The sequence below is a fragment of the Bradyrhizobium sp. WSM471 genome (genome assembly GCF_000244915.1).
In the GTDB taxonomy this organism is placed as follows: domain Bacteria; phylum Pseudomonadota; class Alphaproteobacteria; order Rhizobiales; family Xanthobacteraceae; genus Bradyrhizobium.
Genome location: NZ_CM001442.1, coordinates 3,123,828 through 3,137,613 on the forward strand (window position 1 = coordinate 3,123,828; position 13,786 = coordinate 3,137,613).

Consider the following 13,786-nt stretch of genomic DNA (forward strand, 5'->3'; position numbering starts at 1 on the left):
ACCAAGCAGATGACGTGACAACTAGGCCCCGGCTCAGCAGCGCACCGCTTTCGCGCTGCGCTGCGTCCGGGGCACGATACGTGAAGACCAAGGAGACCTCCCATGACCATCAGCCCCGTCATTCGCCTCCATCCCGATGATGGCGTGCTGATCGCGCGCGCGAGCTTGCCGCCGGGAACGCTGGTGGCCGACGGCGTAACCACGGTCGAGCGCATTCCTTCCGGCCACAAGGTCGCGATCAAGCCGATCGCATTGGGCGAGCCGGTGATACGCTACGGCCAGATCATCGGCTTTGCGACGGTGCCGATCGCGCCGGGCCAGCACGTGCACGTGCAGAATTGCGGCATGGGCGATTTCGCCAAGGACTACGCCTATTGCGCCGACGTCAAGCCGACGCCGAATTTCGATCTCCCGGCGAGCTTCGAAGGCATTCGCCGCCCGGACGGCCGCGTCGCCACGCGCAACTATATCGGCATCCTCACCTCGGTGAATTGCAGCGCGCATGTCGCAAGCCTCGTCGCCGACGTGTTCAAGAAGAATCCGTTCACTGGCGACAATCCGCTGGCCGACTTCCCCAATGTCGACGGCGTGGTCGCGCTGACCCACAAGACCGGCTGCGGCATGACGCAGAACGAGCCGCTGGCACTTCTCCGCCGCACGCTCGGCGGTTATGCGCGGCACGTGAACTTCTCCCACGTCATCGTGCTCGGCCTCGGCTGCGAGGTAAACCAGATCGGCGGCCTGATGGAGGAGCAGAAGCTCGCCGGACGTCTGCGCGCAATGGACATCCAGGAGGTCGGCGGCACCCGCAAGACGGTGGAAGCCGGCATTGCCTTCGTGCGCGAGGCACTTGCGGAGTCCAACAAGGTCAAGCGCGAGTCCGTTCCGGTGAGCGAATTGACCGTGGCGCTGCAATGCGGCGGTTCGGATGGCTATTCCGGTGTCTCCGCCAACCCGGCGCTGGGCGCGGCCAGCGATCTCATCGTGCGTCACGGCGGCACCGTGATCCTGTCGGAGACGCCGGAGACCTATGGCGCCGAGCATCTGCTGACGCGCCGCGCCGTCAGCCGCGAGGTCGGCGAGAAGCTGGTCGATCTCATGCGCTGGTGGGACGAATACACGACGCGCGAAGGCGCCGAGATGAACGCCAATCCGAGCCCGGGCAACAAGGCCGGCGGTCTCACCACCATTTTGGAGAAGTCGCTCGGCGCGATGGCGAAGGCCGGCACCACCAACCTCGTCGAAGTGCTGCGCTATGCCGAACCCATCACCAAGAAGGGTTTCGTGTTCATGGACACGCCCGGCTACGATCCGGTTGCCGCGACCGGGCAGGTCGCCGGCGGCGCCAATCTGGTCTGCTTCACCACGGGGCGCGGCAGCGTGTTCGGCTGCAAGCCAGCGCCGTCGATCAAGCTCGCCACCAACACGCCCATGTACAAGCGCATGGAAGAGGACATGGACGTCAATTGCGGCACCATCCTCGAAGGCGAGGAGAGCGTTCAGCAGTGCGGCCAGCGCATCTTCGATCTGATTCTCAAGACGGCTTCGGGACAGCCGACCAAGAGCGAGAGTTTTGATTTCGGCGGCGCCGAGTTCGCGCCCTGGGTGCTGGGCGCGACGATGTAATCCCATCGTTGCGCGTCGGCGGTAGCCGCGCACTGCAAGCGAGGCTCCTAAGTAATGATACGGAGCCGTGAAGTGATCACGAGGGTTTCCGCGGTCACACCTGATTAACATCTTCTGCCGTAATCCCTGGAGCGATGCGAGCTCCACTCATTTGGGGCGTTCGCCCTTCGTGAGGATTCGTCAACGATGACGCGTGCGATACGGCCGACCGGCGTGGAAAATCTCCTCGGAGAGGAGGAGCTGATCGTCTCGAAGACCGATCTCAAGGGCCGCATCACCTACGCCAACGATGTCTTCATCCGCATGGCGAAGTACTCCTGGAACGAACTGATGGGCGCGCCCCACAGCCTGATCCGCCACCCCGAGATGCCGCGCTCCGTCTTCAAGCTGTTGTGGGACACGCTCCAGTCCAGGCAGGAGATCTTCGCCTACGTCGTCAACCTCGCGAAGGACGGCAGCCATTACTGGGTGTTCGCCCACGTCACGCCGACATTCGACGAGCGTGGCAATATCGTCGGCTATCACTCCAACCGTCGCAAGCCCGATCCAGCGCAGATCGAGCGCATCAAGCCGATCTACAAGGCGCTGTGCGCGGAAGAGGCGCGGCATGCCAATGCCAAGGACGGCATGCATGCGAGCTTCGAGGCGATGGTCGGGCTGCTCAAGCAACAGGGTGTCGGTTACGATGAATTTGTGCTCTCTCTCTAAGGCGCAGGGAGCGACCGCGCTCGCATCTGTTCTTGCCGTCGTTGCGTTCGTGCTCTCGCTGTCCGGCGCGACCGGAATTTCCGGCGCGGCGTTGCTAGGCGTTACGGTCGCGCTGCTCGGCTATGCCGTCTGGTGCCAGTACCGCACGGCGGTGGCCGTCGACGAGGTGGCAGACGTGTGCCGCAAGGCGGCACGCGGCGACCTCGAGGCGCGCATCCTCAGCATCCGCCAGGCCGGACGGATCGGCGCCATTCAGAAGTCGGTCAACGACATGCTCGACGTCACCGATGCCTATTTGCGGGAAGCTTCGGCCTCGATGGACTATGCCAGCCGCGGCAAATATTTCCGCAAGATCCTCGCGCGCGGATTGCCCGGCTCGTTCCGCCGTTCGGCCACCGTCATCAATTCCGGCACCGACAGCCTCGGCCGTCGCGTGGTCGAGATCGCGGACCTCGCAACGCAGTCCGGCACGCATCTCGACCAGGTCGCCGGCACTCTGATGGGCGCGGCGACCGATCTCGAATCCGACGCCGGCCAGATGGCGGCGGCGGCCGAGAAGACCAGCCAGCAGACCTCCGGCGTGCTCAGTGCGTCCGACCGGGCCTCGCGCAACGTCGCCACCGTCGCGAGCGCCGCGGAGCAGCTCGCATCATCGATCACCGAGATCAGCTGCCAGGTGGCGGGCTCCAGCACGAGCACGGAGCGGGCGGTGAACGAAGCCAATCGTGCCGGCACCGAGATCCGCACGCTTGCGGATGCGGCGATGCGGATCGGCGACGTGGTCAAGCTGATCAGCGCGATTGCCGAGCAGACCAATCTCTTGGCGCTCAACGCCACCATCGAGGCCGCGCGGGCAGGCGAGGCCGGTCGCGGCTTCGCCGTGGTCGCATCCGAGGTCAAGAGCCTCGCCAACCAGACCGCGAAGGCGACCGAGGAAATCAGCGCCAAGGTCGGCGAGATGCAGCAATCGACCACCAACTCGGTCGCCGCCGTCGAGGCGATCGCGCAGACCATCACCGAGATCAACGGCATCACCGCCTCGATCGCGACCTCGATCGAGCAGCAGGGTCTCGCCACCCGTGAGATCGCCCGCAACGTCCAGGAAGCCTCATCCGGTACCTCGCAAATGTCCTCCAACGTGACCGGCATCAGCGAAGCCGCCGCCGACACCGGCCGTGTGGCGAGCCGCGTCAACAGCGCCTCCGAACGCGTCCATGGCGAGGTCGAAACGCTCCGGCGCGAGGTGACGCAGTTCCTGCAACGGTTGACCTCAGCGGCGTAACGTTACCCCACATGAGGTCGTCGTGCCCGGGCTTGTCCCGGGCATCCACGTTCTTGGGGACCGTGAAAGAAGGTCGTGGATGGCCGGGACAAGCCCGGCCATGACGCTGCGATTGCCCCGTGGACAACGGGGGATACTTCCTAGGCACCCTTTGCCCGTTGTTAGTGCTTGATCGAGGTCACCAGCGGTGTTCTGCTCAAAAAAGCTGCTGGAGTACCGCACCCCGTGTCGATCTACGTCGCATTACACCACGTCACGCACTACAAATACGACCGCCCGATCGATCTCGGCCCGCAGACCATCCGTCTGCGGCCGGCGCCGCATACGCGCACGCCGATCCTGAGTTATTCGCTCAAGGTCACTCCGGCCAATCATTTCGTGAACTGGCAGCAGGATCCGCTAGGCAATTGGATCGCGCGTTACGTCTTCCCGGAGAAGACGACCGAGCTCAAGATCGAGGTCGATTTCACGGCGCAGATGACCACGGTCAATCCGTTCGACTTCTTCGTCGAGCCCTATGCCGACAGCTTTCCGTTCGAATATACGCAAGATCTCAAGACCGAACTCGCGCCTTATCTGGAGACCGTCAAGCCCGATCGGCTGTTCGCGAAATATCTCGATACGATTCCGCACGAAGCCCCGAACACCGTCAACTTCCTGGTCGATCTCAACAGGGAGTTGCAGAAAAGGATCGGCTACGTCATCCGCATGGAAGCGGGCGTGCAGACGCCGGAGGAGACGCTCTCCTCCGCGGCCGGCTCATGCCGTGACTCCGCCTGGCTTCTGATCCAGACCTTCCGGCACCTCGGTCTCGCCGCCCGTTTCGTCTCCGGCTATCTGATCCAGGTCCGTCCCGACATCGATCCGATCGAGGGGCCGCCGGAGGTCGAGAACGATTTCACCGATTTGCACGCCTGGGCCGAGGTCTATCTGCCGGGCGCGGGCTGGATCGGTTTCGACGCGACCTCGGGCATGCTGGCCGGCGAGGGTCACATCCCGGTCGCGGCGACGCCGCACTACCGTTCGGCCGCGCCGATCTCCGGCGGTGCCGGCTTTGCCGAGGTCGAATTCGCCTTCGACATGAGCGTCAAGCGCATTCGCGAGGCGCCGCGCATCACAAAGCCGTTCTCCGACGAATCCTGGATACGGCTCAACGATCTCGGCGAGCAGGTCGACGGCGATCTTGCGGCGCAAGATGTGCGTCTGACCATGGGCGGCGAGCCGACCTTCGTCTCCGTCGATGATCTCGAAGGCGCCGAGTGGAATACGGACGCCGTCGGCCCGACCAAGCGCGGGCTCGCCGACGATCTGATCCGCCGGCTGCGCGCGCGTTTCGGACCCGGGGGCCTGCTGCATTTCGGTCAGGGCAAATGGTATCCCGGCGAAAGCCTGCCGCGCTGGGCGTTTGGCCTGTACTGGCGCAAGGACGGCGTACCGATCTGGAAGAATGCCGACCTCATCGCCTGCATCGAAAATCCGCGGCCGGCGCAGGCCAAGGACGTCCAGGCGTTCGTGGAAGGCGCGGCGCTGCGGCTTGGCCTCGATCCCGGTTACATCATGCCGGCCTATGAGGACACCGCGTACTGGCTGCAGAAGGAATCCGAGCTTCCCGTCAACGTCGATCCGTCCGATTCCAAATTGTCCGATCCGGAGGCCCGCGCGCGGATGGCGCGGGTGTTCGAGCAGGGGCTCAACAATCCTCGCGGCTTCGTGCTGCCCGTGCAGCGCTGGAATGCGGCGCCACGCTGGCGCAGTGAGCGCTGGCAGCTCCGCCGCAGTCATCTGTTCCTGATGCCGGGGGATTCGCCGCTCGGCCTGCGCCTTCCGCTGGACTCGCTCGGCTATGTCCCGCCCGATCAATATCCCTACATCGTCGAGCGGGATCCGATGGAGGCCCGCGGCAAGCTGCCCGTGTTCAGCCTTCCGGCGCGTCCGGACTCGCCGGAGCGGCTCGAGCCGGAAGAGCTCAACACCTCCGTCCCGGTCCGTACCGCGATGTCGGTCGAGGTCCGCGACGGCGTGCTCTGCGCTTTCATGCCGCCGGTCGAGCAGATCGAGGATTATCTCGAGATGATCGCTGCGCTCGAAGCGACGGCGGAGGAGATGCAGCTCCAGGTCCATGTCGAGGGCTATCCGCCGCCATTCGATCCGCGCGTCGACGTCATCAAGGTGACGCCCGATCCGGGCGTGATCGAGGTCAACGTCCAGCCGGCAAAGAACTGGCGCGAGGCGGTCGAGATCACCGCCGGGCTCTATGAAGATGCCGGCAAGACACGCCTCGGCGCCAATCGCTTCCTGGTCGACGGTCGCCACACCGGCACCGGCGGCGGCAATCACGTCGTGGTCGGCGGCTCCTCCCCGCAGGACTCGCCGTTCCTGCGCCGCCCCGATCTGTTGAAGAGCCTGGTGCTGCACTGGCAGCGTCATCCGGCGCTGTCCTATTTCTTCTCCGGCCTGTTCATCGGTCCGACCAGCCAGGCACCGCGCATCGACGAAGCCCGCCACGACAGCATTTACGAGCTCGAGGTCGCGCTCACCCACGTGCCGCCGCCGGGCGTTCAGGCACCGCTGTGGCTGGTGGATCGCTTGTTCCGGCATCTCCTCGTCGACATCACCGGCAACACCCATCGCGCCGAGATCTGCATTGACAAGCTCTATTCACCGGACGGCACGACCGGCCGCCTCGGCCTGGTCGAATTCCGCGCGCTCGAAATGCCGCCGGATCCGCGCATGTCGCTGGCGCAGCAGTTGCTGATCCGGGCGCTGATCGCAAAATTCTGGCGCGAGCCGCAACAAGGCAAGTTCGTGCGCTGGGGCACCGCGCTGCATGATCGCTTCATGCTGCCGCACTTCATCTGGGAAGATTTCCTCGAAGTGCTCACCGAGCTGAAGCAGTCCGGCTATCCGTTCGAGCCCGAATGGTATCTGGCGCAGCTCGAATTCCGCTTCCCCGCTTTCGGCCGCATCCATCATGGCGGCGTGACGCTGGAGCTGCGGCAGGCACTTGAGCCCTGGCACGTGCTCGGCGAGGAGGGCTCGGCCGGCGGCACCGTGCGCTATGTCGACTCATCGGTCGAGCGGCTCCAGGTCAAGGCGGAGGGGTTCGTCGAGGGCCGCCATATCGTCACCTGCAACGGCCGCCGCCTGCCGATGACCGCCACCGGCCGCTCCGGCGAGGCGGTGGCCGGCGTCCGCTTCAAGGCCTGGCAGCCGGCCTCCGGCCTGCACCCGACCATTCCCGTTCACGCGCCCCTGACATTCGATCTCATCGACACCTGGAACGGCCGCTCGCTCGGCGGCTGCGTCTATCACGTCGCCCATCCCGGCGGCCGCAGCTACGACACCAAGCCCGTCAACACCTACGAGGCCGAGGCGCGGCGGCTGGCGCGTTTCCAGGACCATGGCCATACGCCGGGCCCGATGCAGCCGCCGCCCGAGGAACGCACAAATGAGTTTCCGCTGACTCTCGACTTGCGGTCCCCGCTCCTGCAATGAGTATGATGCCGGGGCAGGGAGAGGCGCATGGCCGAGGGCGCAGCCGAAGGGGACGACAAGGGGGGTCAGGCGCAAGGTCAACGTGATGGCCAGCGCCGCTTGGCGCAATGGGTCCGCGACTATAGGCGCCTGCCCGGTATCCCCGACGAGTTTCTCGGCCCGGACGGCAAGCCCCGCGCGGTCTGGAGCCGCTTCTTCGATGCCTTCGGCGCGCTCGCGCCCGACGAGGTCGAGCGGCGGTTTGGCATGGCCGACCGTCATCTCCGCGAGGCCGGCGTCACCTATCGCGCGCCCGGCGAGAGCGCCGACCGGCCCTGGTCGATCAGCCATCTGCCGCTGCTGATCGACGAGGCCGACTGGAAGCAGCTGTCCGACGGCATCACCCAGCGCGCCGAGCTGCTCGAGCTTGTGCTGCGCGACATCTATGGCGAGGGCCGCCTCGTCGCCGAAGGCGCGTTGCCTGCGGCCGCGATTGCCGGCAGCCCCGAATATCTCCGTCCGGTCTGCGGCGTGCCGCCGCCGGGCGGGCGCTATCTCTCGCTCTATGCCGCCGATGTCGGCCGCGGGCCCGACGGCCGCTGGTGGGTGCTCGGAGACCGCACGCAGGCGCCGTCGGGCGCGGGCTATGCGCTGGAGAACCGCCTGGTGCTCTCGCGCGCCTTCTCCGATCTCTACAAGTCGATGAACGTGCCGCGCGTCGCGCCGTTCTTCGAAGCGTTTCGCGACAGTCTGCGTGCGCGCGCCGACCGCGACGAGCCGCGCATTGGCGTGCTCACGCCGGGCAGCTTCAGCGAGACCTATTTCGAGCACGCGACGCTGGCGCGCTATCTCGGCTTCCTGCTGGTCGAGGGCGACGATCTCGCCGTCAGCGACAACCATATTCACATCCGCACGGTTGCGGGCCTCAAGCGCCTCGACGTGCTGCTGCGCCGTGTCGATTCCAATTCGCTCGACCCGCTCGAGCTCGACGCCTCCTCGCGGCTCGGTGTCCCCGGCCTGATCGACGTGTTGCGCAAGGACGGCGTCGTGGTCGCCAACATGCCCGGCTCGGGCGTTCTGGAGGCGCGCGCGATGCTCGGCTTCCTGCCGGCGCTGAGCCGCCGCCTGCTCGGGGAAGAGCTGAAGATGCCGCACATCGCAACCTGGTGGTGCGGCCAGCGCTCGGCGCGCGACGAGGTGTTGTCGCGGCTCGACGAGGTCGCGATCGAGGGCGCCTATCAGCGCGGCGTTCCCGGTTTCGACAGCAACGGTCCGGTGCTCGCGAGCGAGCTCGACGCCGCCGGGCGCCGGCGCCTGAGCGACGCCATCGCCGCGCGCGGCATGGACTATGTCGGCCAGGAGGTGGTGCGGCTCTCGACCATGCCGGTGTGGGAGCAGGGGCAGATCACGCCCCGTCCCTTCGTGCTGCGCGTGTTCGCAGCCGCGACGCCCGACGGCTGGGCCATCATGCCCGGCGGCTTCTGCCGGATCGCCGAGCAGCCGGATGCGCGCGCGGTGTCGATGGGCGACGGCGCGCGCTCCGCCGATGTCTGGGTGGTCTCGGACAAGCAGGTCTCGACCGCGACGCTGCTGCCTGCAGTCGACAAGGTGCGCATCCGCCGTATCGCCGGCGTGCTGCCGAGCCGCGCCGCCGACAATCTGTTCTGGCTCGGCCGCTATCTCGAACGCGCCGAGGCGACGCTGCGGCTGGTGCGGGCGCTGGGCTCGCCGAGCGGGCCCAACAAGGGCACCGCGGCCTCGCTGCAATCGGCCGAGCGTATCCAGCGCCTGCTGGTGACCTGGGGCGCGATCTCGCAGACCTCGCGCGCGGCGCCCGGCCGCATCGTCGCCGAAGCGCTGCAGAGCCCGGAGCGTTTCGGCTCGGCACTGTCGCTGGTCCGCGCGGCCCAGCGCACCGCGACCTCCTTGCGCGAGCGGCTGTCGCCCGATGCCTGGCAAGTCATCACCGAGATGGCCGAGCGGCTGGCCGTCGAGGTCGAGGACGACGACAGCGTGCTGAGCGCGGCCGAGCTGACCTTGCAGGAGCTCGCGAGCTTTGCCGGCCTTGCGCATGAGAACATGAACCGCGCCGCGGGCTGGCGCTTCCTCGATATCGGCCGCCGCACCGAGCGCGCCATCAACACCACGCGTTTTGCCCGGCAGTTTGCCTATGACGAAGCCGGCGATGAGGATCTCGATATCCTGCTGACGCTGGTGGATTGCCAGATCACCTACCGCTCGCGTTATCTGCTGGCGCCGATCCTGGCGCCGGTGCGCGACCTCGCCGTGCTCGACAGCTACAATCCGCGTTCGGTGGCGTTCCAGGTGACGGCGCTGAACGAGCACATCGCCGCACTGCCGAGCCTGAAGGAGCACGGCCTGATCGAAAAGCCGCAGCGGCTTGCGGTCGCGATGCAGGCGATGCTCGCGACCGCGGAGGCCGAGAAGCTCGAGGTCAAGACGCTGTTCGCGCTCGAGCAGGATCTGCTCAGCCTCGCCGAGGCAGTCGGGCAGCACTACTTCCCGCACGGCCCCAATGCCAGCCGGCCGGAAAAACTGACGGGGCTGGCGTGATCTACGACATCCGTCACGTCACCACCTACGAATACGAGAGTCCGGTCAGCTTCGCCCGCTGCACGCTGCGGCTGGAGCCGAGGAGCGGCCATGGCCAGGAGCTGATCTCGCACAAGGTCGAGATTCGTCCGCGCCCCGCGGAGCGTAGCGTCCGCCGCGATTTCTTCGGCACGCTGACCGAGAGTGTGGTGATCGAGGCCGCGCATCGCACTCTGCGCATCGATTCCCGCTCTCGCGTGAAGGTGTCGCGCCAGCCCCGGGCGCGTGACGCTGACAGCCCGGGCTGGGAGAGCATTCGCGACATCGCCTTCGAGGCGACGAGCCTCGGGCCGTCCTCGCCGGTCGGCTATGTCTTTGCGAGCCCGCTGGTGCCGGTGCTGGGACCGGTCAGCGCCTATGCGGCGCAAAGCTTCGCGCCAGGTGTGGGTATCCTCGCCGGGGCGGTCGATCTGATGCATCGCATCCGCGCCGAATTTCGCTACGACCCGAAGGCGACGGTAATCTCGACGCCGCTCAACGAGGTCTTCGTCAAGCGCCATGGCGTCTGTCAGGATTTTGCCCATATCATGATCGCGGGCTTGCGCGGGCTGGGCCTGCCCGCGGCCTATGTCAGCGGATATCTCCGCACCATTCCGCCGGCGGGCCAGCCGCGCCTGCAGGGCGCCGATGCCACCCATGCCTGGGTGTCGCTGTGGTGCGGGGAGGAGCTTGGCTGGGTCGATTTCGATCCGACCAACGATCTTATGGTTGCTGGCGACCATATCGTGCTCGCGGTCGGTCGCGACTTTTCCGACGTTTCGCCGGTCGACGGCATCATCGTCGGCTCGCCGAAGCAGAAGCTCGACGTCGCCGTCGACGTGCTGCTGGTGGAATGATTGCATATCCTGCCGTGCCGGCGACGTCCGAGCCCGGGTGTGTCAGGCCCACACCGCAACCGCGATATCGCGGGGCACAAACCGCAACATATTTCCGTATTTTCGTTCCCGGGTTTGGCCAGTCGGCCCAAGATGGGTTATGCTGATGCCTGCGTCGAGGACAACAATGAGACGTCGGGAGTTGGCATGGGACACCACCGACAGACGGGGCTGCATCCATGATGACGTTACCGAGACTGGCGGCTGAATCCCTGGAGAAGACGCTGGGTTCGTTCATGCGCCGCAGATACGGCGATGCTCCGGCAAACATCGTCGAGAGCGCAACCCGCACTGCAATGGAATGCATCGGCAACAGCGATGCGCTTTATCACAATGTCGAGCATACGATGCTGGTCACGCTCGCGGGCCATTCCATCCTGAGCGGCCGGTATCTTCATATTCATCTCTCGGCCGAGGATTACGTCCACGTCCTGATCGCGTGTCTTGCCCATGACATCGGTTATGTCCGCGGCTTGTTCGAGGAAGATGACGAGGACGGTTTTGTGGTCGATGCGGCAGGCACCAAGGTCTCGCTGCCCCGCGGCTCATCAGATGCCAGCCTGATGATGTATCATGTCGACCGGTCCAAGCTGTACGTCATGCGCCGGCTGCAGCATATTCCAGGGCTCGATCCGGAACGCATCGCCCGCGCCATCGAGGGCACGCGGTTTCCGGCCCGGGAAGGCCAGGATTATGACGACGACGCCTCGATCCTGCGCGCCGCCGACTTCATCGGCCAGCTCGGAGATCCCAACTATCTGCGCAAGGCCAACGCGCTCTACTACGAGTTCGAGGAGGTCGGCATGAACCGCCAGCTCGGCTACGATTCGCCGGCCGACATCGTGAACCGTTATCCGCAGTTCTATTGGAACAGCGTCGCGCCGCACATTCAGACCGAGATTGGTTATCTCAACAAGACCGAGATTGGTCGCCAGTGGATCGCCAACCTCTACAGCAACGTCTTCCGCGCCGAGCGTGACATCACGTTGTCCGGGCCGCAGAAATAAGGCGGATGTATCGCCTGGATTTCGCTGCGCCATGCCGGATCGCGGCGCATTGCAGGCGCGCTCCCGGATCACTGGCAAACGAACGGCCCGTCACACCTCTCGGCGGTGCAATTTCCAGAGTTCGTAAACACTGTCCCAGTCGGGGATCTCGTCGCAGGCATAGCCGAAAACCCACCCGGTACCGAGTTTGCTGGAGCTCTTCGTGGCCTGGAGATGCGCGCCGGCCAACACAAAGCGGCGCATGCTTGCCGGATCCGCCCATGCCGTCAGAGTGTAATAGACACCTCCGATCACTCTGACAGCGGTGAGCAGATTGCCGGGCGCGCGCCGAGCCTGCACGAAGGACGACCTCGTTCGCCACCAGAACATAGGCAGCTGCATGACGCCTTTCGGGCGAAAGCCGGTCATTGAGACATAGACCATCTCGATTCTCGCGGTTCATTCGATTGCAGGCGAAACGAAAATCGCGAGGGGATGGATCACAGCCGTCGTTGCCTTTATGCTGCCGCGCTCAATTGAGTGCGCGGCATGCAAGAAAAATCAGTCACCACCGACATCCTCGACATTGCCTATCGCGAATACGGCGCGCCGGACGGCTGGCCCTGCATCATGGGTCACGGCTTTCCCTACGACGTGAACGCCTATGCCGAGACCGCGCCGATCATGGCGCAAGCGGGCGCGCGGGTGCTGGTGCCCTGGCTGCGCGGCTACGGGCCGACGCGGTTCCGCTCCGTTGCGACATTGCGCTCCGGCGAGCAGGCGGCGCTTGGCGCCGATCTCCTGGCCTTCATGGATGCGCTTGGAATCTCGCGCGCGGTGGTCGGCGGTTACGACTGGGGCGGGCGCGCAGCCTGCGTGGTCTCGGTGCTGCACCCGGAGCGCGTGATCGCGCTGGTCTCGGGCAATTCCTACAACATCCAGAACATCGCGCGTTCGATGGAGCCGGCTTCGCCACCGGAGGAGGCGGCGCTCTGGTATCAATATCTCTTCCACAACGAGCGCGGCCGCCGCGCGCTGGAGCGCAACCGGCGCGGTTTTGCGCGCCAGCTCTGGTCGATGTGGTCGCCGACATGGGCCTTCGACGACGCGACGTTCGAGACCAGCGCAATCTCGTTCGACAATCCTGATTTCGTCGATGTCGTGATCCACTCCTACCGTCATCGTTATGCCCTGGTCGCGGGCGATCCCGCCTATGCCGCGATCGAGGCGAAGCTCGCCGCCCAGCCGCCGATCCAGGTGCCGACCATCGCGATCGACGGCGACAGCGACGGCGTTAATTCCGGCACCGCGCATCACGCGCGCAAGTTCGAGGGCTTTTTCGAGGCACGTGTGTTCGCTAGGGCCGGCCACAATTTGCCGCAGGAGCGGCCGGCCGAATGGGCGCAGGCCGTGCTCGATGTGCGGAAAGCGGCCTCGTAGAGCCGGGTTTCTCGTCCCACTGTCTTGCCGCTCTCGCAGCTTCCAATTTTTCCTGATCTCGGGAACCTTTTCCAATCGCAGCCGTCCAAGCTGTGGGCCGCATTCTGTATGCGGTTCGTTGCAGGGGAGGTTTTCGATGAAGACGCAAACGCGCAGGCTGGAACGTGTCGCGGTCGCGCAGGCGCCGACCGAGCGGCCCGAGAGGGCGGAGGTCGAGCAGGCGATCCGGACCATGATCCGCTGGGCCGGCGACGATCCCGCGCGCGACGGTCTGCGCGATACGCCGGACCGGGTCGCGCGCGCCTTCGAGGAGTATTTCTCCGGCTATGCGCAGGATCCGACCGAAATCCTGCAAAAGACCTTTGAGGAGATCGAAGGCTATGACGAGATGATCGTCCTGCGCGGCGTTCGCTTCGAAAGCCATTGCGAGCACCACATGGCACCGATCGTCGGCCGCGCCTGGGTCGCTTATATCCCGCAAGGGCGCGTCGTCGGCATCTCCAAGCTCGCGCGTCTCGTCGACATCTACGCCAAGCGGCTTCAGATCCAGGAGAAGATGACCGCGCAGATCGCCAACACGATCAACGATGTGCTGCGGCCTGAAGGTGTCGGAGTCATCATCAAGGCGACGCATCACTGCATGACCACGCGCGGCGCGCACAAGCCTGGGACCGATCTCGTCACCAGCCGCATGCTCGGCGTGTTCCGCGACAATGCGCTGACGCGCCAGGAGCTGCTGGGGCTGGCCAATTCGGACGATTGATCCGCGACGGCTCAAGGAG

At 65.5% G+C, this 13,786-nt stretch carries 10 protein-coding genes; 9 read left to right on the top strand and 1 reads right to left on the bottom strand.

Annotation, left to right across the window (positions count from 1 at the left end; translation table 11 throughout):
• Window positions 1–102 precede the first annotated feature (102 nt).
• The 7 genes from BRA471DRAFT_RS13555 (at window position 103) to BRA471DRAFT_RS13585 (ending at window position 11,585) form a co-directional block, all read left to right on the top strand.
• The gene (locus BRA471DRAFT_RS13555; protein ID WP_007608034.1) at window positions 103–1,626 is read left to right on the top strand and encodes a UxaA family hydrolase; all 1,524 of its coding nucleotides are present in this window, start codon (window positions 103–105) and stop codon (window positions 1,624–1,626) included.
• Between the two features lie 186 nt (window positions 1,627–1,812).
• On the top strand, window positions 1,813–2,334 hold the full coding sequence (locus BRA471DRAFT_RS13560; protein WP_007608036.1) for a PAS domain-containing protein: 522 nt from the start codon (window positions 1,813–1,815) through the stop codon (window positions 2,332–2,334).
• The gene (locus BRA471DRAFT_RS13565) at window positions 2,312–3,616 is read left to right on the top strand and encodes a methyl-accepting chemotaxis protein (RefSeq protein ID WP_007608037.1); all 1,305 of its coding nucleotides are present in this window, start codon (window positions 2,312–2,314) and stop codon (window positions 3,614–3,616) included. Before BRA471DRAFT_RS13560 ends, BRA471DRAFT_RS13565 begins: the two co-directional genes overlap by 23 nt.
• A gap of 225 nt (window positions 3,617–3,841) precedes the next feature.
• Entirely contained in the window at window positions 3,842–7,111 is a 3,270-nt protein-coding gene (locus tag BRA471DRAFT_RS13570; RefSeq protein ID WP_007608038.1) for a DUF2126 domain-containing protein, read from the top strand.
• Window positions 7,112–7,138: 27 nt separating this feature from the next.
• Entirely contained in the window at window positions 7,139–9,664 is a 2,526-nt protein-coding gene (locus BRA471DRAFT_RS13575) for a circularly permuted type 2 ATP-grasp protein (protein ID WP_007608039.1), read from the top strand.
• Window positions 9,661–10,539, top strand: a complete 879-nt coding sequence (locus BRA471DRAFT_RS13580; protein ID WP_007608040.1) for a transglutaminase family protein — start codon at window positions 9,661–9,663, stop codon at window positions 10,537–10,539. Before BRA471DRAFT_RS13575 ends, BRA471DRAFT_RS13580 begins: the two co-directional genes overlap by 4 nt.
• A 218-nt stretch (window positions 10,540–10,757) precedes the next feature.
• Entirely contained in the window at window positions 10,758–11,585 is an 828-nt protein-coding gene (locus BRA471DRAFT_RS13585) for a metal-dependent phosphohydrolase (RefSeq protein ID WP_007608041.1), read from the top strand.
• Window positions 11,586–11,675: 90 nt separating this feature from the next.
• Here BRA471DRAFT_RS13585 and BRA471DRAFT_RS13590 read toward each other — a convergent pair whose 3' ends face one another.
• The gene (locus tag BRA471DRAFT_RS13590) at window positions 11,676–12,008 is read right to left on the bottom strand and encodes a hypothetical protein (protein WP_007608047.1); all 333 of its coding nucleotides are present in this window, start codon (window positions 12,006–12,008) and stop codon (window positions 11,676–11,678) included.
• A 105-nt stretch (window positions 12,009–12,113) separates the two neighbouring features.
• Between BRA471DRAFT_RS13590 and BRA471DRAFT_RS13595 the strand changes: the two genes are divergently transcribed.
• Together BRA471DRAFT_RS13595 and folE are read left to right on the top strand one after the other, a co-directional pair.
• Entirely contained in the window at window positions 12,114–13,004 is an 891-nt protein-coding gene (locus BRA471DRAFT_RS13595; RefSeq protein ID WP_007608049.1) for an alpha/beta fold hydrolase, read from the top strand.
• Between the two features lie 136 nt (window positions 13,005–13,140).
• The gene (gene folE / locus BRA471DRAFT_RS13600) at window positions 13,141–13,767 is read left to right on the top strand and encodes a GTP cyclohydrolase I FolE (RefSeq protein ID WP_007608055.1); all 627 of its coding nucleotides are present in this window, start codon (window positions 13,141–13,143) and stop codon (window positions 13,765–13,767) included.
• Window positions 13,768–13,786 lie beyond the last annotated feature (19 nt).

Bases quoted from the DNA above. Each gene is read 5' to 3' on its own strand.
- BRA471DRAFT_RS13555 (WP_007608034.1), top strand. From the start codon at position 103: ATGACCATCAGCCCCGTCATTCGCCTCCATCCCGATGATGGCGTGCTG.
- BRA471DRAFT_RS13560 (WP_007608036.1), top strand. From the start codon at position 1,813: ATGACGCGTGCGATACGGCCGACCGGCGTGGAAAATCTCCTCGGAGAG.
- BRA471DRAFT_RS13565 (WP_007608037.1), top strand. From the start codon at position 2,312: ATGAATTTGTGCTCTCTCTCTAAGGCGCAGGGAGCGACCGCGCTCGCA.
- BRA471DRAFT_RS13575 (WP_007608039.1), top strand. From the start codon at position 7,139: ATGGCCGAGGGCGCAGCCGAAGGGGACGACAAGGGGGGTCAGGCGCAA.
- BRA471DRAFT_RS13585 (WP_007608041.1), top strand. From the start codon at position 10,758: ATGATGACGTTACCGAGACTGGCGGCTGAATCCCTGGAGAAGACGCTG.
- BRA471DRAFT_RS13590 (WP_007608047.1), bottom strand. From the start codon at position 12,008: ATGGTCTATGTCTCAATGACCGGCTTTCGCCCGAAAGGCGTCATGCAG.
- BRA471DRAFT_RS13595 (WP_007608049.1), top strand. From the start codon at position 12,114: ATGCAAGAAAAATCAGTCACCACCGACATCCTCGACATTGCCTATCGC.
- folE (WP_007608055.1), top strand. From the start codon at position 13,141: ATGAAGACGCAAACGCGCAGGCTGGAACGTGTCGCGGTCGCGCAGGCG.